We start from the raw sequence: 26,733 nt of genomic DNA, 5'->3' as shown, positions 1-26,733 counted from the left end.
GTGTAACGCAGTGAAGCGAAGAATCTCTGCTTCTTTTTCTAGAGATTCTTCAGTCGCTAAAAAGCTCCTTCTGAATGACAGAGGAGCTCCTTTTTAATGACATGGGCTTTGTCATGCAGAGCAAAGCGAAGCATCTCTGACTGTCTACACTAGAGATTCTTCGGTCGTTCCTCCCTCTGAATGACAGTAAAGCTCCTTCTGAATGATAGAGGAGCTCCTTCTGAATGACAGAATTCAACGGAGTCAATGACAATTACTTATTAAAATAATCCCAAGTCACCTTCAAGCCTTCCCTCACAGAATACTCTGGTTGATACCCCAATAAGCGTTCTGCTTTAGAAATATCTGCCAAAGAATCTCGGACATCACCCTGACGGTCTGGGCCGTGATGCGCTTTTAAATCTGAATCTGCTGCCTGTTGTAAAGCCTCCCATAAATAATTGACCGAAATACGTTCGCCACAGGCCACATTAAACACTTCATTGGAAGCTTCTTTTGAAGCAAAAAAGCCTTTGACGTTGGCTTGTACCGCATTATCCACAAAGGTAAAATCCCGAGTTTGCTCGCCATCCCCATTGATGGTAGGTGACTTTTGGTCTTTAAGCGCCTGCATAAACAAGGGAATTACGGCTGCATAAGCTCCATTGGGACTTTGCTTGGGACCAAAGACATTAAAATAACGCAGACCAATAACATCTGTATTGTATGTTTTTCCAAAGACATCCGCATAGAGCTCATTCACATATTTTGTTACCGCATAAGGGGATAAAGGTTTGCCTATATGAGCCTCTACTTTAGGCAGGCTTTTACTATCTCCATAGGTAGAACTAGAAGCTGCATAGACCATACGTTTTACGGTTTTGCTTTCTTTTAAAGCAATCATCATGTTTAAAAAGCCAGAAATGTTAACCCCATTGGTGGTGGCAGGATCGTTTATAGATCGTGGTACCGAACCTAAAGCTGCCTGATGTGACACATAATCGATGCCTTCCATAGCCTGCTTACAGGTTGCTAAGTCTCTAATATCGCCTTCCAGTAATTCAAAAGCCGGATTCGATTCAAATTCGGTGAGGTTTTCGCGATAGCCATTAGAGAAATCGTCTAATACACGAACTTTTTTGGCACCGTGTTTTAGGAGGTATTCTACTAAATTAGAACCAATAAATCCAGCTCCTCCGGTTATTAAATATTTGTAGTCTTTAATTTTATTTTCCATCTTTATTTTTTGTTTGTGAAACGTGAGATGTGAAACGTGAAACGTAAGTTTTCAAATGCATATTCGTTAAATAACTTACAATTCCCTGTTAGTATCTCATTTTTTACTTAATAAATAATTTCTAAAACCTAAAAGTAGTTGCTTTTGCTTTAAAATTAAATCTAAGGTTTCTTCATTCTTTTTTATATAACTAAGTCGTACAGCTATTAAATATTGTGTTTCGAGTTCTGCTAGTGAACCAATAGCAATGCTAACAAACTGTACAAGTTCTTTATCTCCTTTTCTTCCAGCCCCTTCAGCAATATTTGATGGTATTGAAACTGCTGCTCTTCGTATTTGAGCAGTTAAACCGAAGCGCTCTTCACTTGGAAAATTTGAGGTCAAGCTATAAATCTCCTCAACCAAATCCATAGCAGTTTTCCAAACATCTAATTCTTTATGATCCATATCATTAAAATTTCACGTTTCAAGCCTCACGTTTCACTTTTCACACCTCACGTCTCACATCTCACGTCTCACGCATTTACAACCTCCCATCAACCATCCCCTTAGGCAATAAAGACTTTACATCAAAAATAACACCTATAGGAGATTTTAATCTTTCAATATCGATTTTAACAAATTCATTATGACTGACAGCTAAAATAATGGCATCATAATTATGATTGACGTCTTTCTTATCGCATAACAAATCGAAACCATATTCTTCCTTCACTTCTTCCGAGGAGGCCCAGGGATCAAAGACATCTACTTGTATCTCATAGCTTTCAAACTCTCTTATAATATCAATCACCCGAGAGTTTCTAATATCCGGACAGTTTTCCTTAAAGGTGATGCCCAGCACGAGCACTTTCGCACCTTTGATGGTGGCTCCTTTTTTAATCATCATTTTCACCGTTTCGGTAGCGACGTAGGATCCCATACTATCGTTCATCTTTCTTCCAGCCAAAATAATCTCCGGGTTATACCCAGATTCAATGGCTTTCTGTGCCAGGTAATACGGATCGACCCCAATACAATGTCCTCCTACCAATCCTGGCGTAAAATTGATGAAATTCCATTTGGTACCAGCTGCTTCTAAAACAGCTTTGGTATCGATATCCAACAGTCTAAAGATTTTAGACAGCTCATTGACAAAAGCAATGTTGATATCCCGTTGGGAATTTTCAATCACTTTGGCCGCTTCGGCCACTTTAATAGAAGGTGCCATATGCGTCCCAGCAGTGATGATGGATTTATACAAATCATCTACTACTTTAGCCACTTCGGGTGTGGAACCAGAGGTCACCTTTAATATTTTAGTTACGGTGTGTTTTTTATCCCCTGGATTGATTCGCTCTGGGGAATAGCCGGCATAAAAATCGCTGTTAAAGTGAAGTCCTGAAACCTGTTCTAAAATTGGGATACAAATATCTTCGGTGGCTCCGGGATAAACCGTAGATTCATAAATAACAATATCTCCTTTTTTTAAGACCTTGCCCACCGTTTCACTGGCTTTAATTAAAGGTGTAAAAACAGGTTTGTTTAGGGCATCGGTAGGCGTAGGAACGGTGATGATGTATATATTTGCGTCTTCCAGAACCTCTAGTTGATTGGTGACATGAAGGCCGGTTTTATCGGTAAAATCGGGACGTAATACGGCTTTTAACTGAGCATCTTCCACTTCTAAGGTTCTATCTGTTCCTCCTTGTAATTCTGTCACCCGTCTGGTATTGATATCAAAACCCAACACGGGATATTTTTTGGCAAACTCCACCGCTAAGGGCAAACCTACGTAGCCTAAACCAATGATGGCAATTTTATCTGTATTCATACTTATATATAATTAATTAATAGCTTCGTTTTTTCAATGAGTTAATGAGTTAATAACTCTATGTCCTTATGTCTTATATTTCCATGACTCAAGCATTTGTTAAATTGGGCCTATTACTTCTTAAAAAGCGTCTTCGACATGCTCAGACTGACATCTGTGCTTAAATCCGCTTCAAAAAAGCCTTCATCTTCCCAAAGATTCCCTTATTATCCGATTCATGATAGGCATTCCCATATACACCATAGCCATAGCCATAACCGTAGCCATAGCCATACCCGTAATTATGATTGGTTTTATGCTTATAGAAATTCAGGATAAAATGAATGTTCTTAATTTCTCCAGCCCGATACTTGGCATTGATTAATTGTAACATGCCTTTTTTGGTATAATCCAAACGTACCATAAACAACGAGGTGTCTGCATATTTCACCAACTCAAAGGCATCTGTCACCAAACCTAAGGGCGGGGTATCTAAAATAATGATATCGTAGGTCTCCCGAAGCTCTGCAATCAGTTCCTTCAATTTCGGACTCATTAATAGCTCGGAAGGGTTTGGAGGAATAGGCCCTGCAGCAGCCACATCTAAATTGTCTATATGGGTTTGATATTTCACCTCATCAAAAGGCTTTTCACCAATCAGATAATTAACCATCCCATTGTCGTTACTTAGATTAAAATCATCAAATATTTTAGGCTTTCGTAAATCCAGTCCTAATAAGATGGTTTTCTTTCCACTTAAAGCGTAAACCGTAGCAATATTAATAGAACAAAAGGTTTTTCCTTCTCCCGAAACGGAGGAGGTTATCATGATGGTTCTACCCCCTTCTTTGGGGTTCTTGTTTAAGGTAAACTGCAAGGAGGAACGGATGGAACGAAAGGACTCAGCTACAGCCGACTTTGGTTTTTCGAAAACCACCAGATTGTTATGGTATCGGTATTTTCCAATCAAACCAATGATAGGAATTTTAGATAAACGCTCTACCTCATCCGACCCATGAATGGTATGATCCAGAAGGAAAATAACAAAGATGAGAAACATGGGAATAAAGAAGCCCAGCATCAAGCCCATCATATAATTCAGAGACTTATTAGGACCGATTAAACCTCCCCCAATATCCTTGGCTTCGTCTATGATAGAAATATCTGAAATATTGGCCGCTTTGACAATGGCAGCCTCACTACGCTTATCCATATAGACATTATAGGCCTCCTGACTGATATCCAGTTTTCTCTGAATTTTTAAAAACTCCTGCTGGTTTTCTGGCAAGCCACTTAGTTTGGCTTCCAAAGCAGCCATTTGACGCTGTAAAGAGTTCATTAATACACGAATGGTACTTTTGGTGGCATCGATAGTCTCTAACAGGACATTTTTTTCTGCATCAATGCGTCGGTCAATATCCTTAAAAATATCTGAATCCTCTCTCATAGAATACTCCATGCTTTGGCGTTCTATAGATAAGGCTGTAATTTTGGACACCGAAGTCTGGATATTACTTTCCTGGATCCCTACCGAACTAGGCGCTGCAATGCGGGTATAATCTGTTTTAGTACGTAAATACGTGTCTAAGGCCTCTAAATAATTCAGTTTGGTTTGTTCGGCTTCCTTGAGGGATTCGAATTCTTTTAACTTATTGGACACATCTGCCATTTCTGTAGAGACATCGAAGACCTTATTTTCTTTTCTAAAGCTGTTCATCTCCTCTCCAAAATCTTTTAGATTGGCATTCACGGCCGCCAAGCTGCTGTCAATAAACTTAATAGTATTGGTGGCATAGAGATTTTTGCGTTCCAGCTCCGTTTCACTTAAAATAACCGCTGTGGTATTTAAATAATCTACAATTTTATCTTTATTATTTCCAGCTAAGGACAGAACCAGAACAGACGCCGAAGAGTTGCTATAAGGCCTGACCCCAATCCCGTTTTTGTAGCCATGTACCACCCCATCAAAATTGCTAAACTGTAGAAAGAATTCGGCCCCAGGCTTGATGGTACGCGCCGTACGCAAATTAAGCATGCCATGTAAAAATGGGAGGTTGATAGGGGCTCCTATTTGAAATTCCTTTGTAAAAGCTCCCACAGGTAATGCTACTGGAATGCGGTCCTTAGAATCGTATAACTGCCCCGAGCCTCTTTCAGATTCAAAGGCTGTAAAAACTTCAAAAGTGCTATTGGTTAAAAAACGAATCCCTATAAAATGGCCCAATACCTGAGGCTTGGATTTATCCAGTTCAAAGACAAAAGGAGCATCGGTATAGATATCTATTTTATGATACTTGCCTTCCCGAAAGTAATTCATATAAGACTTAAGAGAGTCCACCACTTTTTCGTTATGGGTCCGGGTTTGTAAGGTGGTAATGGTTTTCCCCATCTTTCCAGAGACCCCGCCCCAGTTAAAGGAAATACTGGTATTGGCTGTAAAAAACGGGTTTTGGTCGTTCTCTACCGAAATTAAAGAATCTAATTTATAGACATTTTGTTTTCTAACATTGATAAAATAAGCAATAATAAGTGCCACCCCAATGCAAACCAACACAAACTTCCAGAGGTTTAAGACTTTAAATAAATAGCCTTTAAAGTCGAAGTTGATACTGCCGCTTTCATGGTCTATATCTTCATATTCGTATTCTGCCATGACTTAAATTCTATCGATTAATAAAAGGGTGGTGGTGACCAAAGACAAAGCCGTAATAACGGTTCCCACTGTTTGCATGGTGGTGGTTCCGGTCCCCCAAGATTTTTGTTTTAAAGGCTTCACATAAATGATGTCGTTGGGTTGGATATAATAATAAGGCGACTGCATGACCTGAGCATCCAATAAATTGACATGATGAATTTGCTGGCCCTGGGGATACTGCCTGATAATGAGCACATCTTTTCTATTGCCAGTCATTTTTATATCTCCAGCATTGGCTATGGCCTCAAAAATATTCACCCGAGCCTGGTATAAGACTTGGGTTCCTGTACCTCCTACTTCCCCATTCACGGTAAAGCGAATCCCTGTTAATTTTACAGAGACAAAAATATTGGCAGTTTCTTTAAACTCTTCCTCTAATAATTTTTTTTCTAAAAGCTGTTCAATCTCTTCCGTAGTGTAGCCTAAGACATTGATGTCTCCCAGCACAGGAATCCGAATATTTCCATGTAAGTCCACCGTAAAACCATCGAAATACGCACGTTCTTCACCATCGGCATTTAAATTTTCTTCGCCAACCGGGTTAAATATCTGTACATTATCCTGATCTAAGGCCTTGACACGAATGTTTAAAATATCGTTAATCTGAACCCGATAAGGTGTCTGCTTTTCTGTAATGACCTGGGTACTATCCGTAGCCGTTTCCAGATTTTGTAGATACACCAAATCTTTATTTGGAATGCAGGACATGAATGCCATACTAAGAATTAGGCAGACAAGAACGAAGGGCTTCTTCATGAGGTATTTTATAGTTTATTCACAAATATAACTTTTCGATAGGAATATCAAAACTAATGTAGTTAATTTTGGTTTTTAGTCGTTTATTTGCATAAAACATAGCTCTTTTGAATTATCTTACAGTTGAAAATATTTCGAAATCCTACGGAGAGCTAAGCCTCTTCCAGGATCTTTCTTTTAGCATCCATAAGAATCAGAAAATAGCCTTTGTGGCTAAAAACGGGACGGGAAAAACCTCCATTTTAAACATGCTTGCTGGGAAAGACAGTCCAGATTCCGGGAACATCATTTACAGAAAAGACATCCAAGTCGCCTTTTTATCTCAGGAACCGGATCTCAATAATACCTTAACGGTGGAAGCCGCCATCTTCGATACCAAGAATCCCATTTTAGATGTGATTAAAGCCTATGAAAAGGCCTTAGAAACACCTGAAGATGCTGAAGCTTACCAGAAAGCCTTTGAGCAAATGGACAGTCATCAGGCCTGGGATTTTGAAACCCAATACAAACAGATTTTGTTTCAATTGAAGCTGGAAGACCTCAACCAAAAAGTGAGCACCCTGTCTGGAGGACAGAAAAAAAGACTGGCTTTAGCCATTGCCCTGCTTCAAAAACCAGACCTTCTGATATTAGATGAACCTACCAACCACTTGGATTTGGAAATGATTGAATGGCTGGAAGACTTTTTTGCCAAGGAGCAAATGACCTTGTTTATGGTAACGCACGACCGGTATTTTCTAGAACGTGTGTGCAATGAAATTATCGAACTCGATCAAGGACAACTGTATACCTATAAAGGGAATTATTCGTATTACTTAGAAAAAAAGGAAGCGCGCATAGAAAATGAAGCGGTAGAACTAGGCAAAACCAAGCAACTCTTTAAAAAAGAACTGGATTGGATGCGTAAACAACCCAAAGCGAGAACCACCAAATCTAAGTCGCGAATAGACGATTTTCACGACATCAAACACAAAGCCCAACAACGCCGAAACGACCATACCATGGAACTGGAATTGAACATGGAACGTTTGGGTAGCAAGATTCTGGAACTCCATAAAGTATCTAAAGCATATAAAGATAAAATCATCTTAGACGGTTTTGATTATACCTTTCAAAGAGGTGAACGCCTGGGGATTATTGGAAAAAACGGCACTGGGAAATCGACCTTTCTCAACCTGCTTACCCAAACCCAGCAACCCGACTCCGGAAAAATAGTGGCCGGAGAAACCGTGAAATTTGGGTATTATACTCAAGCCGGGATTCAAGTAAAACCAGAGCAAAAGGTCATTGATGTGATTAAAGAATTTGGCGATTATATTCCTTTAAAAAAAGGCCGACAAATTAGTGCACAGCAACTGTTAGAGCGCTTTTTATTTGACCGTAAAAAGCAATATGATTTTGTTGAAAAACTAAGTGGTGGCGAACGCAAGCGTCTGTATTTATGTACGGTTTTAATTCAGAACCCAAACTTTTTAATTCTGGATGAACCTACCAACGATTTAGATATTGTCACCCTAAACGTCCTGGAGAGTTTCTTACTGGATTTTCCTGGCTGCTTGATTGTTGTGTCTCACGACCGGTATTTTATGGATAAGGTGATTGATCATCTATTTGTGTTTAGAGGCGAAGGGGTTGTTGAAGATTTCCCTGGAAATTATTCCGATTTTAGAACCTACGAAGACAGTCAGCCACAAGAGCCTAGCAACAGCGAATTGAAGAAAGACAAAAAAGAATGGAAAAAGGACAGCAATACCAAGCTGTCTTATAATGAGCAGAAAGAATATAAAAATATTGAAAGCAAATTAAGTGCTCTTGATTACGATAAAAAAGCCTTGGAAGCCAAGTTTCATGACGAAAGTCTAAGCCCGGAGCAGATTCAAGACCTCTCGCAAAAACTACAAAGCATTATGGACGAGATTGATGAGAAGGAAATGAGGTGGTTTGAGTTGAGTGCGAAGCTGGAGGAGTGAGTTGTGAGTTGTGAGTTGTGAGTTGTGAGTTGTGAGTTGTGAGTTGTGAGTTGTGAGTGACATTTAAAAATTATTTATTGATAATAAAAAGTTTCTTTTTTAAAAACCGAAAACTGTTAACCTATCTGTCTGTTTTGTTGTGGAGTTGGTTGCTGTTGAGTAGTCGAAGCATTGAATTCTTGTTACTGTTAGCTTAGCTTTTTTTTGTCACACTGAGCCTATCGAAGTGCTACACTGATCTTGACGAAGTGAAGTATCGAAGTGCTTTCAAAAAAAATATTAATTTAGTATAGGTCTTCGACAGGCTCAGACTGACATTGGAGGCCTGTTGTCACACTGAGCTTGTCGAAGTGCTATCAAAAAAATATTAATTTAGTAAAGGTCTTCGACAGGCTCAGACTGACATGAACAAATAAATTAATAATGAAATTCTACTACGTTTACATATTAGAATGTTCTGACGCATCATTTTATATTGGTGTAAGTTCTAACATTGAAAAGCGATTATATCAACACAATAGTGGTTTAGATAAAAATTCATATACTTATTCCAGAAGACCAGTAACTCTTAAATGGCTAGAAATGTTTACAAGTCCAGAAGAAGCGATAACTATAGAAAAACAATTAAAAGGATGGAGTAGAAGAAAAAAGATAGCTCTCATAAATGAAGATTGGGACAAATTGATTGAATACTCTAAAAATTATACTCAGTTTGGTAAATACGGAGATTTGGAAGGGTCTTCGGAAGGGTCGAAGTGCTTTCAAAAAAAACATTAATTTAGTAAAGGTCTTCGACAGGCTCAGACTGACATTGGAAGCCTGTTGTCTCACTTGGAAGGGTCTTCGACAGGCTCAGACTGACATTGGAAGATTGTTGTCACACTGAGCTTGTCGAAGTGCTTTCAAAAAAAACATTAATTTAGTAAAGGTCTTCGACAGGCTCAGACTGACATTGGAAACTTGTTGTCTCACTTGGAAGGGTCTTCGACAAGCTCAGACTGACATTGGAAGATTGAAACATCAAAGTGATATCTTAACATCAAAGTGCTAACAAAACCGAAGTTCTAATAATGGTAAAACAGTACATCAAGTTCCTCTTAAAATCCACCAACCAACACGGGGTGCACTCCCCTTTTGTGTATGATTTGGTGACCCAATGTTTTTACGACTCTAAAAACTATCCAGAATACAAACAGCTAAAGGCTTATAGGAAAACCTTAGTCGCCAATAAGCAGGTATTGGAGATTAGCGATTTAGGAGCCGGGTCTAAAGTATCGGCTAACAAAACAAGAGCGGTTTCCTCTCTAGCCAAACATTCTGGAAGCAGTTTTAAAAGATCGAAACTATTATTTAGGCTGACTAGATATTTTCAGGCTAAAAACATCTTAGAACTAGGCACTTCTGTAGGGATTGCGACTCAGGCTTTACATCTTGGGAATCCGGATGCGATGATGACTTCCATAGAAGGCTGTCCCAATATTTCCAACACAGCCAAAGCCCATTTGGGAGACATCAAAAACCTCCAACTTTTAATTGGCGACTTCGACAGGCATATCGATCAGCTTGAGCAAGATTCCTTTGATTTGGTGTTTTTTGATGGGAATCACAGTCAGGAAGCCACGTTGAGATACTTTGAAAAGCTACTCCCAAAAGCCCATAACGACACTCTTTTTATTTTTGATGATATCTATTGGTCTGAAGGCATGACAGCCGCCTGGGAAACCATTAAAAACCACCCCGAAGTAAAAGTGACTGTGGATACCTTTTTTTGGGGCTTGGTGTTTTTTAGAAAAGAACAGGTGAAGGAGCATTTTAGGATTCGATTGTGAAATAGGAAGTTGAGAACAAATTCCCAGAAACTTCTTAATATAGACTTACCAGATATGTTGGGAAATGGACTAAACAAACCCTCCGTCTAATCCTCCAAGGTCGGATTAGCCACCTCCCTTCAACTGAAGGGAGGAGCCTAGATTGTTATTATTTATTTCAAATATTTAGAACAAATCTTGTTTTCAAGTTTACTTAAAAAAAATATTATTAATTATATTACAAGTACTAATAAACACTAACTGCGCAAGGCTCCCCTCTTCAGATGAAGAGGGGAATGAATTTACCGAAGGGCAACGGAGGTAAAGAAAGGGGCGTTTGAAGAATATAAATCTACAATTTTAAAACAAACCCCTGCCTGCCATGCCTACGGCAGGTGGACCGGCAGACAGGCAGAGACTTAGGAACGACACGACTAATACATCCATGAACTCCATTGTTTTAAATATTAATGCGTGAATAATCTGTAACTTATTTCTCCTAAAAATATAAAAGCAAATCTTTTGCCTTATCCCCCTTATCCATTAACTTTGAATTTCAAACTTTGAATTGAAACCCATGAAAATATACACAAAAACAGGAGATAAAGGCACCACAGCCCTTTTTGGAGGTACACGCGTTCCCAAGCACCATATTCGTATTGAAAGTTATGGCACCGTCGATGAGCTCAACGCCCATATTGGCTTACTAAAAGACCAGAAGATAGACCAACATTACAAAGATGTGTTATCGCATATTCAAGACCGTCTTTTTACTGTGGGCGCCGTTTTAGCGACAGATCCAGAGAAGGCCATTCTTAAAAGCGGAAAAGAACGCTTGAACATTCCAAAGATTTCAGACGAGAATATCACCCGTTTAGAAAAAGAAATGGACCAGATGAATGATAGCCTGCCTCCTATGACAAACTTCATTCTTCCGGGAGGGCATCAAACCGTGTCATTCTGTCACATAGCACGCTGTGTCTGTCGTAGAGCAGAACGTTTAGCAACTGCTTTAAACGATTTGGAACCTGTGGAGCCCAATACCCTGATGTATTTAAACCGTCTATCTGACTACCTTTTTGTCTTGGCACGAAAGTTGTCCTCAGACTTAGAAGCAGACGAAATTAAATGGCTGCCTGAGAAGTATTGATTTGATGATGAGCTGATTTGATTGAATGATAACATCTTTCAAGTAGCGAAAATGATTGAAGACATTAGAAGCACTACTGCCATCACCTCATGTAACAACCAAGGTTTTAAACTGTAAATAGAGAATCCTATGACTAGTTAAAACCATTTTAATTTCAGTAAGCATCACAGAGATTATACGTTCTTTTTAATAATGAGTAATTAATTGTTTTTTTTCTTGTTTATATGAACTAAAAATTTATTTTTGCAAAAATTTAAAACAATTATAACATGTATTGGACATTAGAATTAGCATCTTATTTAAGCGATGCGCCTTGGCCAGCAACTAAAGATGAATTAATTGATTATTCAATTAGAACAGGTGCCCCATTGGAAGTAGTTGAAAATCTTCAGTCTATTGAAGACGAAGGAGACCAATATGAATCAATCCAAGAGATTTGGCCTGATTATCCAACTGACGAAGATTACCTCTGGAATGAGGATGAATATTAATAATTAAACTATTTTATTAAAAGTCTCGTTAAGAGACTTTTTTTGTGCCTTATTTTTCGGGAAAATTAATTACAAATCGTACCTTTGAGGGTTGTATAATCCTTAATAGTACACAACAAAATTTTATCAGTTTTAAGCTGATACAACTAAAAATAACAAACAAATGACCCTTTTAGATTCTGTACTAAAAATATTTGTCGGCGATAAGTCGAAACAAGATGTGAAGGCTATTAAGCCTTTAGTAGAAAAAATTAAAACCTTTGAGGCCAGTTTAGAAGCATTGTCTCACGACCAACTTCGTGCTAAAACTGCTGAGTTCAAAGAAAAAATTAATGAAGCCAGGAAACCATATAACGACAGCATCGAGAAACTCATGATTGATGCCGAAGCTACAGAAGATATTGATAAAAGAGAGGACATCTATCAGGAAATTGATGGTATTAAAGAGACCATCTACACCATTACCGAAGATGTTTTAAATGATATTTTACCAGAAGCCTTTGCGGTAGTAAAAGAAACAGCCAAACGATTTGTAAATAATCCTGAAATTACCGTTACTGCCAGCACCTACGACAGAGAGCTTTCTGGAGACAAAGACTATGTCACCTTAGATAATGACAAGGCCATTTGGGCTAATTCCTGGGATGCTGCCGGAAAAGACATCACCTGGGATATGGTGCATTACGATGTGCAACTTATTGGTGGTATTGCTATGCACCAAGGTAAAATTGCCGAGATGCAAACCGGAGAAGGTAAAACCTTAGTGGCTACCCTGCCTATGTACTTAAATGCCCTTGCAGGCAAAGGCGTGCACCTGGTGACAGTAAACGACTACCTGGCCAAACGTGATAGCGCGTGGATGGCTCCTATATTTCAATTTCATGGCTTAACTGTGGATTGTATCGATTACCACCAGCCAAACTCTGCTGCCAGAAAAAAGGCATATTTAGCAGATATTACCTACGGAACAAATAACGAATTTGGTTTTGACTACCTACGTGATAATATGGCACATTCTCCAGACGATCTGGTACAACGTCCACATCATTTCGCCATCGTGGATGAGGTCGATTCCGTATTAGTGGATGATGCACGAACCCCTTTAATTATTTCCGGACCTATTCCGAAAGGAGATATTCAAGAGTTTGATGCTTTAAAACCTAAAGTGGATGATATTGTAGCCGTACAACGCAAATACTTAACAGGTGTTTTAGCTGAAGCTAAGAAATTAATTGCTGAAGGAGATACCAAAGAAGGCGGTTTTAAATTATTACGTGTTTATAGAGGAATCCCTAAAAACAAAGCACTTATTAAGTTTTTAAGTGAAGAAGGAATCAAACAACTGCTTCAAAAAACGGAGAACCAATACATGGCAGACAACAACAGAGAGATGCCAAAGGTGGATGCTGAGTTGTACTATGTGATTGAAGAAAAGAACAATCAGATAGAATTGTCTGATAAAGGTATTGAATATCTTTCTGGTCCAGATAATCCAGATTTCTTTGTGATGCCAGAAATAGGTATCGAAATTGCTAAGATTGAAGCTGAAAGTGCGACGAAAGAGGAAGAAGCTGAGAGAAAAGAAGATTTATTTAGAGATTTCGGAATCAAATCGGAACGCATCCATACCCTAAACCAATTACTGAAAGCTTATGCCTTATTCGAGAAAGACATTCAGTATGTAGTGATGGATAATAAGGTGATGATTGTTGATGAACAAACAGGGCGTATTATGGATGGGCGTCGTTATAGCGATGGTTTACACCAAGCTATTGAAGCCAAAGAAAATGTAAAAATTGAAGCGGCCACCCAAACCTTTGCCACCGTAACCCTTCAAAATTACTTTAGAATGTACAACAAACTGTCTGGGATGACGGGAACGGCTGTTACAGAAGCTGGAGAGTTTTGGGAAATCTATAAATTGGATGTGGTTGAAATTCCAACCAACAGACCTATTGCCAGAGACGATAGAGAAGATTTGGTATATAAAACCAAACGTGAAAAATACAATGCCGTTATTGATGAAGTGACCAGACTTTCAGAAGCAGGACGACCTGTTTTGATTGGTACCACATCGGTAGAAATAAGTGAGCTTTTAGGAAAGATGTTGAGTATTCGAAAAATATCTCATAATGTCTTAAACGCAAAACAACATAAAAAAGAAGCTGAAATTGTTGCCGAAGCAGGGAATGCTGGACAGGTAACCATTGCCACCAATATGGCTGGACGTGGTACGGATATTAAATTATCTGACACCGTTAAGAATGCCGGAGGTTTAGCTATTATAGGTACCGAACGTCACGATTCGCGTCGTGTAGACAGACAGTTACGTGGTCGTGCCGGACGTCAGGGAGATCCAGGAAGCTCGCAGTTTTATGTGTCTTTAGAAGATAATCTGATGCGTTTATTTGGTAGTGAACGAATTGCCAAAATGATGGATAAGATGGGATTAAAGGAAGGAGAAGTGATTCAGCATTCCATGATTTCAAAATCTATTGAACGCGCACAGAAAAAAGTAGAAGAAAACCAATTTGGAGTTAGAAAACGTCTATTAGAATATGATGATGTGATGAACTCGCAGCGTGAAGTTGTTTACAAACGTCGTCACCACGCCTTATTTGGAGAGCGTTTGCGTGTGGATCTTGCCAACATGCTTTACGATACCGCTGAAGGGATTACAGAAACGAATAAAGCAGCAAACGACTTTAAGAACTTTGAGTTTGAATTGATTCGTTTCTTCTCAATGAGTTCGCCAATAACTGAAGCCGACTTTGGAAAGCTATCTGTACAAGAGATTACAGCTAAAGTATATAAAGCCTCTTTTAATTATTATAAAGAAAAAATGACAAGAAATGCTGAAATGGCCTTTCCTGTGATTAAAAATGTATACGAAAACCAACGTGATAAATTTAAACGTATTGTCGTGCCATTTACCGATGGTGTAAAAACCTTACAAGTAGTTACAGATCTTGAAAAAGCTTATGAAACTGAAGGAAAACAACTAATTACAGATTTCGAAAAAAACATTGCTCTTGCAATTATTGATGATGCCTGGAAAACCCATTTACGTAAAATGGATGAGTTGAAGCAATCTGTGCAATTGGCCGTACACGAACAAAAAGACCCTTTATTAATTTACAAGTTTGAAGCCTTTGAATTGTTTAAGGAAATGATTGACTTAGTGAATAAAGACGTGATATCTTTCTTATTTAAAGGAGAACTTCCTTCGGAAGATTCTGCAAATTCAGCTATTCAAGAAGCCAAACAAACCAGAAAAAAGGAAAATCTGCAGACACAAAAAGACGAGATTCCAAATCTGGATGAACGTTCAGCACAAAGTAGGGCTGCCGGAAACACACAAAGACAACAAGATGTTGTGGAAACTATTGTTAGAGACAGACCGAAAATTGGAAGAAACGATAAAGTGACTATCAAACATGTGATGAGTGGAGAAAACAAATCTTTAAAATACAAACAAGCCGAGCCTTTAATTGCTAAAGGAGACTGGGTGTTGGTTGAGGATTAACGATTGGAGATTGATGATTGTTGATTGGAGATTGCTGATTGTTGATTTTTGATTGGGGATTTTTGATTGGAGATTGGGGATTTTTGATTGTTGATTGGGGATTGTTGATTGGAGATTGGGGATTTTTGATTGTTGATTGGAGATTGTTGATTGCTGATTGCTGATTGGGGATTGGGGATTGTTGATTGGGGATTGTTGATTGGGGATTGTTGATTTTTGATTGGGGATTTTTGATTGTTGATTGGAGATTGTTGATTGCTGATTGCTGATTGGGGATTGGGGATTTTTGATTGTTGATTGGGGATTGGAGATTGGAGATTGAGGATTGCTGATTGGGGATTGTTGATTGGAGATTGGGGATTGTTGATTGGAGATTGGGGATTGTTGATTTTTGATTGGAGATTTTTGATTTTTGATTAGTGCTTAAATAACCTATAGCCATATTTGAACGACACATACCTGTTTTACTATAATACATATAATGAGTCCCAAGGTGTTATGCTTTGGGATTTTTTTTGGAGTAGTTGGTAGTTGGTAGTTGGTAGTTGGTAGTTGGTAGTTGGTAGTTGGTAAAAATTATGAAATTGATCATCTTCAACTAAATTCATATAAATTATAATGGGATAAAATATTTCAAAAGAAATGAGCGTTTCAATTTTACTTAATATAAGTTTTGAAGTATCTTTATCCCTCAAAAAAACAAGTAGTTATGAATAGATTTTTAAAATGGATCATTGGGCTTTTAGTACTTGTTGCTATTGGTGTTTTCACATACTCTGTTTTAAACGATGGCTTATTGAAAAAACCTTTAAGTCCGAAAAAAATTGTCAGCTTTAAAGTAGACGATATTGAATTAAAAGTATTCTATAACAGACCCTCCAAACGCAATCGTGACGTTTTTGGAGCCTTGGTTCCATTCAATCAAGTTTGGCGAACGGGAGCCAACGAAGCCACTACCTTTGAAACCAATAAAGCTTTAAAGGTTGGGACTGATTCTCTTCCTGCCGGGAAATATACCTTATGGACCATTCCAAGTGATTCAACCTGGCACGTCATGTTTAACAAAAAACAATATCCTTGGGGTGTCGATATGGAAATGAAACCCTTACGAGAGCCAGAGTTTGATGTGATAGATGTGGAGGTTCCTGCTCAAAAAATAGATACCACTGTAGAACAGTTTACGATAGGTTTTGACAATTCTACAGATAACCTGTCTTTAACTATGGCATGGGATGACACGAAGGTGGTGGTGCCTTTGAAATAAGTGGGTAGTGGGTAGTAGGTAGTGGGTAGTGGACGATTTAAGATTCAAAGTTTCAAATTCAAAGTTTGAGATTTAAAGTTCCATATGGAATTTGACTTTCAATTTGTTTTTTCATCAAAACAATAAATGATATCTTTATCTTTTATTGGTTCTCTCAGATTTTGAACCTAAAACTTTGAATAAACAGGACGTCGTGGCTAAAGAAAAAACATCGGCATTAGAAGAAAAAGATGGGGTGATTCAACCTCCAACTATCAATACCTCTTATATAGAAAAAATGAGGTCTAGGCGACAAAAACAACCTTCTGCCGAGGACTTAATTGCTGGAATTTTAAAGGGCGACATGACCGCTTTAAGTCGTGCTATTACTATTATTGAAAGTAAGAACCCCTTACATTTTGACAAAGCCCATACCATTATTACAGGCTGTTTACCACATGCCAACAAATCGGTAAGGATTGGAATAACCGGTGTTCCTGGAGTTGGGAAAAGCACCTTTATAGAAGCTTTTGGAACCCATTTAACCAGTTTAAGAAAGAAAGTGGCTGTCTTAGCTGTGGACCCAAGTAGTTCTTTAACCAAGGGAAGTATTCTTGGAGATAAAACCCGAATGGAAGCCCTGGTAAAAGAAAAAAATGCCTTTATCAGACCTTCGGCTTCTGGAGATTCCCTTGGAGGAGTTGCCAGAAAAACCAGAGAATCTATTATTCTATGTGAAGCTGCTGGGTTTGATTCCATAATTATTGAAACGGTGGGCGTGGGACAAAGTGAAACTGCTGTTCATAGTATGGTCGATTTTTTCCTATTACTTAAATTGGCTGGAGCTGGCGACGAGCTACAAGGTATAAAACGAGGCATTATTGAAATGGCAGATCTTATTGCTATTAATAAAGCCGATGGTGATAATTTAAAATCGGCTAAAATAGCCAAGGTAGAATTTAACAGAGCCTTGCATTTATATCCTAAAAAGACTTCGGAATGGCAACCAAAAGTCATGCTGTGCAGTGCCTTGAATAACGAAGGAATTGAAGCTATTTGGGAACAGATACAAACCTATGTGGGCATCACTTCAAAAAACACTTATTTTGATAAAAAGCGTCAAGAACAAAATAAGTTCTGGCTGATTCAAACCATAGAAGACCATCTAAAGTCCCATTTTTTCAATAATAAAGAGATAAAAATCGCCTTAGAAGAGCAACTTAAGTTGATTGAAGAAAATAAAACAACGCCCTTTGCTGCAGCTGATTATTTGTTGGGGTTGTGAGTTGTGAGTTGTGAGTTGTGAGACGTGAGACGTGAGACGTGAGACGTGAGACGTGAGACGTGAGACGTGAGACGTGAGACGTGAGTGAAATTATATATTCTTTCTTTTTAAAAACCCTTTTTTATATATTTTTTTTAACAACTATAAAAAATGAGCTTGATACCATGCCACCTGTTGTTTAACGCCTTCCAATAAAGTGGTTTGTGGATTGTAATTGAGCAACTTTCTCGCTTTATCAATATTGGCTTTGGTACGTAGCTGGTCTCCAGCTCTCGCGTCCACATGCTTAATGGTTATAGATTTCCCTATAATGGTTTCAACAGCTTCAATACCCTCCTGAGTGGTATGCTCTACTTCTGTGCCTAGATTGATGATTTCACCATCCACGACATCTTCTTTCCCAATAACACTTACTACCCCATCCACAATATCTCCAACATAGGTAAAGCTTCGTAAATGAGTCGCACTTCCTTGATACAAAGGAAAGGCCTCATGGTTAAATGCACAAGCAATCAATTTGGTGTACATTTTCTCGGGTCTTTCGCGTGGCCCAATGACAGAATACAATCTTAAAGAGCAGCTTTTCATCAGCTTTTCTCTGGATTTTTGAAGCACCAATTGTTCGGCAGCTAATTTGGTAACACCATAATGCGACGCTGGTTTTGGTGCCATACTTTCAGGGAAAGTGGCTTCCAAGCCGTAAATAGAAGAGGTTCCAATATTCACAAACATCTTTAAATCTGGTAACTGCAAAGCATAATCTATCAGGTTTTTAGTCGCTATTAAATTATTATAAAAATAATCTTCGAAGGTTGATGTTTTAGAAATTCCAGGTTGGGCAGCAAAATGAAAGATATAATCAATATCCTGAGGCAATGAAGTGGCCAAATCCTGATCCCGCAAATCTTTTTTAATCACAGTAACACCTTTCTCTAAAAGCGCTTTTTCATTTAACTTTTTAAGAGACTCGCTATAATAAGGAGAGAAATTATCTATCCCTATAACCTCATGTCCTAAGCTTTGTAAACGCTCTGCTGTATGAGACCCTATAAATCCGACAGCTCCAGTTACTAAAATTTTCATATTTGTTTCACTATTTTAATGTACTTCAGAAAAAATTAAAATCGCAGTTAGACTTTAACTTGGGAAGCATTTAAACTATTACAAAGAAACATTTTTTTTCTGTAAGATTAGAATTCTTTAAAAAAGAATACATTTGTAGAACTAAGAATCTATTTATGAGTTACCAATTTAGCATTATAGTTCCGGTATATAATGAAGAAGATAATTTAATTCGAGTTGAGCAGGCCTTACTGGACTACACCAAAATAGCAAGCAGAAAAACAAAGATTTTGTTTGTTAATGATGGGTCTAAAGATAAAAGTCAGGAACTTATTGAAGCTATTTGCAACAGACAGCCTGATTTTACCTATATCAGTTTTAAAGAAAACAGAGGTTTAAGTGCCGCTATAAAAGCTGGATTTGATTATGCTGACACCGAATTGGTTGGTTATATTGATTCGGATTTACAAACGGCTCCCGAAGATTTTAATTTACTTTTAGAGCATATTGGAGCCTACGATTTGGTGACCGGCGTTCGAGCCAATAGAAAAGATAGTTTTGTAAAAAACATGTCGTCTACTATAGCCAACGGGATTCGTCGTGCTTTTACACATGATGGCATGGATGATACTGGCTGTCCGTTAAAAGTTATTAAAACAGATTACGCCAAACGCATTCCCATGTTTAAAGGGTTACACAGGTTTTTACCCGCTATGATTTTATTGCAGGAAGGAAAAGTGATTCAAATACCAGTACAACATTTTCCAAGAATTGCTGGAACAGCCAAATTTGGATTATGGAATAGGTTATTTGGCCCATTAATGGATTGCTTTGCCTATTTATGGATGAAGAAAAAATACATTAATTATTCAGTCGCTAAAAAGAGCTCATGAGTAGTTGGCTTATATATAGTATTGGGTTTTTAGCTCAAATTTTATTCTCTTCCAGACTCCTTGTTCAATGGCTAACTTCTGAAAAACAAAAAAAAGTTACTACGCCAACCTTGTTTTGGTCATTGAGTTTAATAGCTTCTTTTTTATTGTTTATCTATGGATATTTAAGAAACGATTTTGCCATAATGTTAGGGCAAGCTCTCACCTATTTTATATATATTAGAAATTTACAGTTACAAAATCAATGGCAGCGTTTACCCAAACTTGTTCAAGTGTTTTTATTTTTAATGCCTGTTTTAATTGTGATATTTTATTATAATAACAATGCCATAGATGTGGAGTTATTGTTTAAAAATGAAGCTATTCCTTTATGGTTATTGGTTTTAGGCATTGTGTCTCAAGTTATATTTACATTGAGATTTGTGTATCAGTGGATGTATTCTGAAAGACGCAAAGAATCTACTCTCCCTTTAGGCTTTTGGGTTTTAAGCTTGGTTGGCTCGGTCTTGATATTAACTTATGCCATTTTTAGAGAAGACCCTGTGCTTTTTGTAGGTCATATTTTAGGGACCGTTATTTACGTTAGAAATCTTGTTTTATTATATAAATCAACATGATAAAAATTATTAAAAAGCAGCCTGTTTTAAGTATTTGTTTGTTTACAGCTATCATGTTGTTACCAAATCTAGATGTGATAAACGTGTCCATTATGGAAGCCAGGAATTTTATTACTGCCCGGGAAATGGTACAGGATGGCAATTGGTTATTAACCACCATGAACGGTGAAGCACGTTATGAAAAACCCCCTTTACCTACTTGGCTCACGGCTGTTTCCGGAATGGTTTTTGGCTTAAAAAGTGTTTTTGGCTTACGTCTTCCAGCTATTTTGTTTATCATGCTGTTAGCTGTATCTGTATTTAAAATCTCCATGTTGCTAGTAAAAGACAAAACACAAAGTTTACAACATGCAGGAATAGCCATAACATCTTTCTATATTATTGGAATTACTATTGAAGCACCCTGGGATATTTTTACTCATGGCTTTATGTGCTTTGCCATCTATCAGCTATTTCTATTGTTTGAAAAAGATAAAAAGTATTGGAAACACACCTTAATAGCCGGCTGCTTTATTGGCTTGTCGTTTTTAAGTAAAGGTCCTATCTCCATGTATGCGTTAATGCTTCCATTTTTATTGGCTTACGGGTTTACTTATAAATTTAAACACCTAAAAGCCAAAGCCTTTTCCTATCTAAGCGTTCTTATTTTAGCCCTTGTGGTTGGAGGTTGGTGGTATGTATATGTCAGGTTTCAAGATCCTGCAACCTTTACTGCTATTACTGAAAAAGAAACCTCTAACTGGTCCAGCTATAATATCAGGCCATTTTATTATTACTGGAGCTTTTTTGTCCAGAGTGGCTTGTGGACCATTCCTGCGTTTATAAGCTTATTATATCCCTATTTAAAATCTAGAGTCAATCATTTAAAAGCCTATCGATTTAGCTTGCTTTGGACGCTTTTTGCTGTGGTATTATTATCGGTTATTCCTGAAAAGAAATCGAGGTATTTAATGCCTGTCTTAATTCCTCTGGCAATCAATATTGGATTTTATATAGATTACCTCATCAGACGTTTTAAAATCATGACTGATGCACGTGAAACGATTCCTGTATATTTTAATTTCGGATTCATTGCATGTATTGGACTTGCTTTTCCAGTATTGGCATACGTGTTTTTACAGGAGAACATTTCCAGTCATTGGTTTTCATATATCTTAGCTTCCATAGTATTAGTTACCATTGGTGTTTTTATCCTTCTATATTTAAAACGAAAAAATATGACGATGGTTTTTAGACTGACCGTGCTGTTTTTTGCCAGTATTATTGTAACCGCTTTACCTCTTTCGGAAGGATTTACTAGTGAGACATACCACCCTATTTCAACTCTTAAGGACGAAGTAAAAAGTGAAGGCATTAAGATGTATGGAACCAATTATATTTCTCCAGAAATGTTGTGGTATTATGGAGGGAAAATTCCATTTATATCATTGCATGAAGGTTTAGAGTCATTTCCTAAGGAAAAGACATTTGGTTTATTGACCAAAGACCCTATTGATAAGGTAACGCTCAACAAGCTAGAAGAAAATTTCCAAATTGAAAAGATTACAACTTACAACTTAAATCGTGTTTCTAAAGCCTCCAAACAGTATAACGATAGGTTATTAAATGTGTATTATATTTTCGAGAAAAAGTAAGCTAGTGTAGTTTGAATTTATGTTTTAAATACTGACTTAGTTTATAAAACATGAACCCAGAAAGTGCCCCAAAAATAAACCCACACAATACATCTAAGGGATAATGAACTCCAATATAAATTCTACTGTAACCCATTGCAGCAGACCAAAAAAGTAAACCAAATATAAGATATTGGTATTTTTGCCTTAACAATAAACCTACAAAAACTGCTACAGCCATAGAGTTTGAAGCATGACCAGAAAAATAGCCATATTGTCCACCACAGCCTTTCTTTACAATTCTCATGACATCTTTGACACCTTCCTGATGACAAGGTCTTAAACGTTGGAAGCCATCTTTAAACAAATTCGTTATTTGGTCTGTAAAGGTTACCATAAGGGCCACAGTAACTAAAATAATTAAAAACATCCTAGGAGAATGTTGTCTAAAAATAACATACAATAAAACAGCATAAAACGGAATCCAATAAAACTTTGTGGTGTAAAACATCCAAAAAGCATCCCAAGTGGTGCTTCCTAAATTATTCAGGTATAAAAAAAGTTCCGTGTCTAATTGTACTAATTGCTCTATCATGTTTAACGTGTCTCGGTTATAAGTGTCTAAAGTTATGAGTGCCTAAAGTGCTTGTTGTTTCAATTATTTAAATTAATCTTCATAGCGAGAAATTTCTCTATCATAGAAATCTGTAGCTTGCTGGATTAGGCCTTCAGCTTCAGTTTCAAGTTCTTTTTGATCGTGCTGATCGAAATCCTCGAGCCATTCTACATCGTCGTTTTCTAAATTAATAATAAATCTTGGAAACTCTGTATGTATTACAAAAATTGCTGTTGGAAAGTCGGTGTTATCACCTAGTAAGAATTTTGGGAAGTCCATGTTTAAAAGTTATTAGTGTCTAAAATTTTAAGTGTCTAAAGTGCACTAGACTGTCTAGAGTTTTATGTTTATAATTATTTATAGTTTGTTTGCTACGGATGTAAAAATAGCCAATAGTTCTTTAGATTCAGCTTTTAAAGGTTTAAAATTATCATTTTTACTCCAATGGAGAGTTTCAATAATTTCTAAGCAATAATCTGTTTCACTGGCTTCCCCAACACATATTTTAATTTATTTTTAAAGTCTTTTGGACTTCTAGATCTATTTGCTACACGATAATTAGCTCCAATACTAGTTCCTGATTTGGATAGCTGGTTTCTTAATACTAAAGCTTCAGGACTGTTAGGTAAACTCCTAGAAAACATCAACACATCCATGGCAAACCTAAGCGTTCTTTTTTCCAATTGCTGGGCAAATTCCTTATTTGTCATATCCAATCAGTTTTCATCACTATTCAGAAACCTTAAAGCCCTCCAAGTACTTTAGCACACTTAAAGCACTTTTTACTTTAGGCAGCACTCTTAAGAATTAATTTCTTCGTAAGATAGTTAAATCGGATATACAATAAAATGGCTGCTGTTGTTAATCCAGCTAAAAGTCCGAGCCAAATCCCAAAACTGCCATATAGTTCTTCTTTTCCTAAGAAAAAACTAATAGGAAAGCCAATCATCCAATAAGATATAAAGGTGATAATGGTTGGAATTTTAACATCCTGCAAACCTCTTAAAGCACCGAGCATGACTACCTGAATACTATCACTTATCTGGAAAAATGCTGCTGCAATTAATAGTTTGGAAGCTATAGCAACCACTTCGGTATTATCTACTAAATTTTCTAAATCGTTAAAATCGACATATATTTTTGGGAGATGCTTGTGAAAAATAAAAAAGATGAATGCAAAAAACACAGCAAAAATGGTTCCTAATAAAAATATGGAAAATGCAATTCGTCTCAACTCCGAGAAATTCTTCAACCCTTTTTGGTTTCCAACACGAATCATTGCTGTAACACTTAAGCCCGTAGCAATCATAAAAGTCATGGACGACAAATTTAAAGCTATTTGATTGGCTGCCTGTGGATTTTTACCGAGCAACCCACTAATCCAAACGGCAGAAGTAAAAATACCTACTTCAAAAAACATTTGCATGGCGCTTGGAAATCCTAAATTCAACATTTTTTTAAGCATGAACTTATCCAATACAAAAATTTTGATATTGGTTACATAAGCCTTCGATTTCTCCTTTCCTTTTAACAACCACCAGATATAAGCTACCATGACAACTCTAGAAATTAAAGTTCCATAAGCAGCTCCAACAATGCCTAGTTCTGGAAAACCAAATTTTCCAAAAATCAGTAAGTAATTAAAAATAACATTGAGAACATTTGCTAAAATAGTAGCATACATGGGATATCTGGTCATAGACAACCCATCACTAAACTGTTTAAACGCCTGAAAAATGATTAAAGGAATTAATGAAAACGCGACTAAATCCAGATACGGAATAGCTAGCTCTACTACCTCAATTGGCTGTTTCATTAAATACATTAGAGGTTTTGCAAAAAGCAACATGGCAAATAACACGAGCCCCAAAGATGTACATAAAAACAACCCATGCTTTAAAGCAGATTTTCCACGAGTGAAATTATTAGCCGCATCGGCTTCGGCAATTAAAGGAGTAATAGCTGTTGAAAAACCAATCCCCAAAGACATGGCAACAAACATAAAACTGTTTCCTAAAGACACAGCAGCCAATTCGGCCGTACCAATTTGCCCAACCATGATGTTGTCTATAAACTGAACAAAGGTATGCCCAAGCATGCCTAGCATGACGGGAGCCGACAGTTTCCAGTTGTATTTAAATTCTTTAGTGTAGTTCTTCAAAACCATTTTGCAAAAGTAGTATTTCGCTTTTTGTTATACTAACTAAGCATGCTTTTTATAACATATTAACACGCTTTTAAGAATTCTATTAAACGGCATGAATTATCTTGTCATAAAAAATATAACTATGAGATTTTATATTGCCTTTTTCATGTTCATGTCTTCTTTCTTTTGTTTTTCTCAAGAAGTTCCAAAAGTATTTCTGGCAGAAGCTACCAACAGTTTTCCTCATGTTAGAGATGTTGCTATCTCACCTAATGGCCATGAAGTTATGTTTACTGCACAAAGTGTGATGGGCAATTTGTCTGCAATTGTTACTTCAAAAAAAGTAAACAATACCTGGACAAAAGCAGAAGTTGTCTCTTTTTCTGGACAGTTTTTTGATTTAGAACCGTTTTATTCTCATGATGGTTTGACACTCTATTTTGTGTCATCTAGAGCTTTAGACCCAACAGATTTAGAACCTAAAGATTTTGATATTTGGTATGTAGAACGGCCAACTTTAAAGGATGCTTGGTCTGAACCTAAAAATATGGGATCTCCGATAAATACGGAGCATGGTGAGTTTTATCCGTCAATTGCTGATAATGGGAACTTCTATTTTACAAGAGATAACACAGAATTAAAAACAAAAGATGATATCTATGTGAGTGCATTTATAAACAACAGGTACGAAACTCCTAAAAAGTTAGGCGATGTCATAAATTCTGAAGGCTATGAATACAATGCCTTTATAGCTCCTGATGAATCTTATTTACTATTTGGGAGTTATAATAGAACAGATGGTTTTGGGAGTGGTGATTTATATATTAGTTTTAAAACAGATGAAGGTTGGACTATTGCGAAAAATTTAGGCAATACCATCAATTCTGATAAAATGGATTACTGTCCTTTTGTGGATACTAAAACCAATACCTTGTACTTTACTAGCAAACGAGACCAGACAAACATACTACAAGAAAAACCCTTAACTACTGAAGAATTTATTACTGAATTAAACAAAGCAGGTAATGGTTCTAGTAGCTTGTATCAGGTTTCTATAGATGATTTGTTAAGCAAACAAGAGTAATTAAAGTTTATTCCGTTCTCCTACTACTCGTTATACTAGATTTAAAATTTACATACGCATCCACTTTTTCACCATCGAGTTCAGCTGGCAACCAAACTACTTCCTTATTGTTTATTGCATCTTCTAGAATTGCTATGTAATCTGAATTTAAAAAAGAATTATTGGCTTTCATCTCACCAACAGTACCATCCTTTCTAATATGTATGGAAATGTTTGCATAAATTCCTCCAACTTCTTTGACATTAAATCTACTTTTAGAGAAAATATATGCTGAATCTACAGTTAAAGAGTTCATGCCTCCAAGAATAGAAGGAGGACAATCGAGTGTTTTCCATACAGATTCTTCTTTTATAAGGATTTCGTACTCCTTATCATTTCCACATTCTTTAGAATACAGTAATGTTTTTGAATCGTAATCATATTTATGCAGTAAATTTCCAGTATCATCATAAAATACCCATACACCAACTTCTTCATCATTTAGATAATTTCCTTCACTTTTTAGATCTTCAGATTGATACCACTCTTTCCATAAACCTTCTTTTTTTCCTAAATCATATTGTCCTGAAACAATAAGTCTTCTATAATAATCATCGTATTCTTTATAAAAACCATGTTTCTTGTTCTTATTAGATTTCAACACTTCATATTTGGCTGTTGAAAACGACAACTTTTCTGATACCTTTTTTACTTTTCTTGGCTTTTGGGCAGTTGAAAGCAACACACAGAATATCAGACAGAAAAGAGTTGTTAGATGTTTTAAATTCATC

The 26,733-nt window shown here is 37.0% G+C and carries 23 protein-coding genes and 1 pseudogene; 12 read left to right on the top strand and 12 right to left on the bottom strand.

The features are described from left to right. Nucleotides 1–253: 253 nt before the first annotated feature. The 5 genes from OS191_RS00685 to OS191_RS00665 form a co-directional block, all read right to left on the bottom strand. Nucleotides 254–1,216 carry an SDR family oxidoreductase gene (locus tag OS191_RS00685; RefSeq protein WP_267153783.1) on the bottom strand — a complete coding sequence of 321 codons (963 nt, stop codon included), beginning with the start codon at nt 1,214–1,216 and terminating at the stop codon, nt 254–256. Between the two features lie 96 nt (nt 1,217–1,312). Beyond that, nucleotides 1,313–1,663 (bottom strand): four helix bundle protein, encoded by a 351-nt coding sequence (locus OS191_RS00680; RefSeq protein WP_267153782.1) that lies wholly within the window; start codon nt 1,661–1,663, stop codon nt 1,313–1,315. Nucleotides 1,664–1,739: 76 nt separating this feature from the next. After that, nucleotides 1,740–3,029, bottom strand: a complete 1,290-nt coding sequence (locus OS191_RS00675) for a nucleotide sugar dehydrogenase (RefSeq protein WP_267153781.1) — start codon at nt 3,027–3,029, stop codon at nt 1,740–1,742. A 160-nt stretch (nt 3,030–3,189) separates the two neighbouring features. Then, nucleotides 3,190–5,661, bottom strand: coding sequence for a GumC family protein (locus OS191_RS00670; RefSeq protein WP_267153780.1), 2,472 nt, complete (start codon nt 5,659–5,661; stop codon nt 3,190–3,192). A 3-nt stretch (nt 5,662–5,664) separates the two neighbouring features. Further along, nucleotides 5,665–6,411 (bottom strand): polysaccharide biosynthesis/export family protein, encoded by a 747-nt coding sequence (locus OS191_RS00665; RefSeq protein ID WP_267153779.1) that lies wholly within the window; start codon nt 6,409–6,411, stop codon nt 5,665–5,667. Nucleotides 6,412–6,566: 155 nt separating this feature from the next. On the opposite strand from OS191_RS00665, the gene OS191_RS00660 reads away from it, so the two are divergent. From OS191_RS00660 to secA, 6 genes are all read left to right on the top strand, one after another. Beyond that, complete coding sequence (locus OS191_RS00660; protein WP_267153778.1) at nt 6,567–8,429, top strand: ABC-F family ATP-binding cassette domain-containing protein; 1,863 nt, start codon at nt 6,567–6,569, stop codon at nt 8,427–8,429. 423 nt (nt 8,430–8,852) lie between these two features. Then, the gene (locus tag OS191_RS00655; protein WP_267153777.1) at nt 8,853–9,206 is read left to right on the top strand and encodes a GIY-YIG nuclease family protein; all 354 of its coding nucleotides are present in this window, start codon (nt 8,853–8,855) and stop codon (nt 9,204–9,206) included. Between the two features lie 293 nt (nt 9,207–9,499). Further along, a complete protein-coding gene (locus OS191_RS00650) occupies nt 9,500–10,258 on the top strand; it encodes an O-methyltransferase (RefSeq protein WP_267153776.1) in 759 nt (252 codons plus the stop codon). A gap of 556 nt (nt 10,259–10,814) precedes the next feature. Further along, nucleotides 10,815–11,387 carry a cob(I)yrinic acid a,c-diamide adenosyltransferase gene (locus OS191_RS00645; RefSeq protein WP_267153775.1) on the top strand — a complete coding sequence of 191 codons (573 nt, stop codon included), beginning with the start codon at nt 10,815–10,817 and terminating at the stop codon, nt 11,385–11,387. A gap of 269 nt (nt 11,388–11,656) precedes the next feature. Beyond that, complete coding sequence (locus OS191_RS00640; RefSeq protein WP_007648604.1) at nt 11,657–11,878, top strand: DUF2795 domain-containing protein; 222 nt, start codon at nt 11,657–11,659, stop codon at nt 11,876–11,878. 163 nt (nt 11,879–12,041) lie between these two features. Beyond that, nucleotides 12,042–15,404, top strand: coding sequence for a preprotein translocase subunit SecA (secA, locus tag OS191_RS00635; RefSeq protein WP_267153774.1), 3,363 nt, complete (start codon nt 12,042–12,044; stop codon nt 15,402–15,404). Here secA and OS191_RS00630 read toward each other — a convergent pair. Next, on the bottom strand, nt 15,373–15,846 hold the full coding sequence (locus OS191_RS00630) for a hypothetical protein (protein WP_267153773.1): 474 nt from the start codon (nt 15,844–15,846) through the stop codon (nt 15,373–15,375). The two genes, secA and OS191_RS00630, sit on opposite strands and share 32 nt — an antisense overlap. A gap of 267 nt (nt 15,847–16,113) precedes the next feature. Between OS191_RS00630 and OS191_RS00625 the strand changes: the two genes are divergently transcribed. Together OS191_RS00625 and meaB are read left to right on the top strand one after the other, a co-directional pair. After that, complete coding sequence (locus tag OS191_RS00625) at nt 16,114–16,668, top strand: DUF2911 domain-containing protein (RefSeq protein WP_267153772.1); 555 nt, start codon at nt 16,114–16,116, stop codon at nt 16,666–16,668. Between the two features lie 193 nt (nt 16,669–16,861). Next, nucleotides 16,862–17,932, top strand: a complete 1,071-nt coding sequence (gene meaB / locus OS191_RS00620) for a methylmalonyl Co-A mutase-associated GTPase MeaB (RefSeq protein ID WP_267153771.1) — start codon at nt 16,862–16,864, stop codon at nt 17,930–17,932. A 141-nt stretch (nt 17,933–18,073) separates the two neighbouring features. Here meaB and OS191_RS00615 read toward each other — a convergent pair whose 3' ends face one another. Beyond that, complete coding sequence (locus tag OS191_RS00615; RefSeq protein ID WP_267153770.1) at nt 18,074–19,015, bottom strand: NAD-dependent epimerase/dehydratase family protein; 942 nt, start codon at nt 19,013–19,015, stop codon at nt 18,074–18,076. 155 nt (nt 19,016–19,170) lie between these two features. Between OS191_RS00615 and OS191_RS00610 the strand changes: the two genes are divergently transcribed. From OS191_RS00610 to OS191_RS00600, 3 genes are read left to right on the top strand one after another with little or no spacing between them, the layout of a single operon-like run. Next, on the top strand, nt 19,171–19,887 hold the full coding sequence (locus tag OS191_RS00610; protein WP_267153769.1) for a glycosyltransferase family 2 protein: 717 nt from the start codon (nt 19,171–19,173) through the stop codon (nt 19,885–19,887). Then, a complete protein-coding gene (locus OS191_RS00605; RefSeq protein WP_267153768.1) occupies nt 19,884–20,504 on the top strand; it encodes a lipid-A-disaccharide synthase N-terminal domain-containing protein in 621 nt (206 codons plus the stop codon). Before OS191_RS00610 ends, OS191_RS00605 begins: the two co-directional genes overlap by 4 nt. Next, entirely contained in the window at nt 20,501–22,138 is a 1,638-nt protein-coding gene (locus tag OS191_RS00600) for a glycosyltransferase family 39 protein (protein ID WP_267153767.1), read from the top strand. Before OS191_RS00605 ends, OS191_RS00600 begins: the two co-directional genes overlap by 4 nt. 1 nt (nt 22,139) lies before the next feature. On the opposite strand, the gene OS191_RS00595 is transcribed toward OS191_RS00600, so the two are convergent. The 4 genes and pseudogenes from OS191_RS00595 to OS191_RS00580 form a co-directional block, all read right to left on the bottom strand. Then, entirely contained in the window at nt 22,140–22,712 is a 573-nt protein-coding gene (locus OS191_RS00595; protein ID WP_267153766.1) for a phosphatase PAP2 family protein, read from the bottom strand. 72 nt (nt 22,713–22,784) lie between these two features. Next, nucleotides 22,785–23,012: a DUF8828 family protein gene (locus OS191_RS00590; protein WP_267153765.1), complete on the bottom strand. Its 228-nt coding sequence runs from the start codon at nt 23,010–23,012 to the stop codon at nt 22,785–22,787. 78 nt (nt 23,013–23,090) lie between these two features. Then, nucleotides 23,091–23,443 (bottom strand): annotated as a pseudogene (locus OS191_RS00585) (four helix bundle protein). A gap of 77 nt (nt 23,444–23,520) precedes the next feature. After that, complete coding sequence (locus OS191_RS00580; RefSeq protein WP_267153763.1) at nt 23,521–24,900, bottom strand: MATE family efflux transporter; 1,380 nt, start codon at nt 24,898–24,900, stop codon at nt 23,521–23,523. 121 nt (nt 24,901–25,021) lie between these two features. On the opposite strand from OS191_RS00580, the gene OS191_RS00575 reads away from it, so the two are divergent. Beyond that, complete coding sequence (locus tag OS191_RS00575; RefSeq protein ID WP_267153762.1) at nt 25,022–25,963, top strand: TolB-like translocation protein; 942 nt, start codon at nt 25,022–25,024, stop codon at nt 25,961–25,963. 7 nt (nt 25,964–25,970) lie between these two features. On the opposite strand, the gene OS191_RS00570 is transcribed toward OS191_RS00575, so the two are convergent. Next, entirely contained in the window at nt 25,971–26,732 is a 762-nt protein-coding gene (locus OS191_RS00570) for a toxin-antitoxin system YwqK family antitoxin (RefSeq protein ID WP_267153761.1), read from the bottom strand. Nucleotide 26,733: the final 1 nt, after the last annotated feature.

The sequence above is a fragment of the Xanthomarina sp. F2636L genome (assembly GCF_026410195.1).
Lineage (GTDB): Bacteria > Bacteroidota > Bacteroidia > Flavobacteriales > Flavobacteriaceae > Xanthomarina.
The sequence above is the reverse complement of the archived record's forward strand: the minus strand, read 5'-3'. Positions and strand labels throughout refer to the sequence as shown.

Coding starts and splice junctions, on each gene's coding strand:
- OS191_RS00685 (WP_267153783.1), bottom strand. CDS start 1,216: ATGGAAAATAAAATTAAAGACTACAAATATTTAATAACCGGAGGAGCT.
- OS191_RS00680 (WP_267153782.1), bottom strand. CDS start 1,663: ATGGATCATAAAGAATTAGATGTTTGGAAAACTGCTATGGATTTGGTT.
- OS191_RS00675 (WP_267153781.1), bottom strand. CDS start 3,029: ATGAATACAGATAAAATTGCCATCATTGGTTTAGGCTACGTAGGTTTG.
- OS191_RS00670 (WP_267153780.1), bottom strand. CDS start 5,661: ATGGCAGAATACGAATATGAAGATATAGACCATGAAAGCGGCAGTATC.
- OS191_RS00665 (WP_267153779.1), bottom strand. CDS start 6,411: ATGTCCTGCATTCCAAATAAAGATTTGGTGTATCTACAAAATCTGGAA.
- OS191_RS00655 (WP_267153777.1), top strand. CDS start 8,853: ATGAAATTCTACTACGTTTACATATTAGAATGTTCTGACGCATCATTT.
- OS191_RS00650 (WP_267153776.1), top strand. CDS start 9,500: ATGGTAAAACAGTACATCAAGTTCCTCTTAAAATCCACCAACCAACAC.
- OS191_RS00645 (WP_267153775.1), top strand. CDS start 10,815: ATGAAAATATACACAAAAACAGGAGATAAAGGCACCACAGCCCTTTTT.
- OS191_RS00640 (WP_007648604.1), top strand. CDS start 11,657: ATGTATTGGACATTAGAATTAGCATCTTATTTAAGCGATGCGCCTTGG.
- secA (WP_267153774.1), top strand. CDS start 12,042: ATGACCCTTTTAGATTCTGTACTAAAAATATTTGTCGGCGATAAGTCG.
- OS191_RS00630 (WP_267153773.1), bottom strand. CDS start 15,846: ATGGCTATAGGTTATTTAAGCACTAATCAAAAATCAAAAATCTCCAAT.
- OS191_RS00625 (WP_267153772.1), top strand. CDS start 16,114: ATGAATAGATTTTTAAAATGGATCATTGGGCTTTTAGTACTTGTTGCT.
- OS191_RS00615 (WP_267153770.1), bottom strand. CDS start 19,015: ATGAAAATTTTAGTAACTGGAGCTGTCGGATTTATAGGGTCTCATACA.
- OS191_RS00610 (WP_267153769.1), top strand. CDS start 19,171: ATGAGTTACCAATTTAGCATTATAGTTCCGGTATATAATGAAGAAGAT.
- OS191_RS00605 (WP_267153768.1), top strand. CDS start 19,884: ATGAGTAGTTGGCTTATATATAGTATTGGGTTTTTAGCTCAAATTTTA.
- OS191_RS00600 (WP_267153767.1), top strand. CDS start 20,501: ATGATAAAAATTATTAAAAAGCAGCCTGTTTTAAGTATTTGTTTGTTT.
- OS191_RS00595 (WP_267153766.1), bottom strand. CDS start 22,712: ATGATAGAGCAATTAGTACAATTAGACACGGAACTTTTTTTATACCTG.
- OS191_RS00590 (WP_267153765.1), bottom strand. CDS start 23,012: ATGGACTTCCCAAAATTCTTACTAGGTGATAACACCGACTTTCCAACA.
- OS191_RS00580 (WP_267153763.1), bottom strand. CDS start 24,900: ATGGTTTTGAAGAACTACACTAAAGAATTTAAATACAACTGGAAACTG.
- OS191_RS00575 (WP_267153762.1), top strand. CDS start 25,022: ATGAGATTTTATATTGCCTTTTTCATGTTCATGTCTTCTTTCTTTTGT.
- OS191_RS00570 (WP_267153761.1), bottom strand. CDS start 26,732: ATGAATTTAAAACATCTAACAACTCTTTTCTGTCTGATATTCTGTGTG.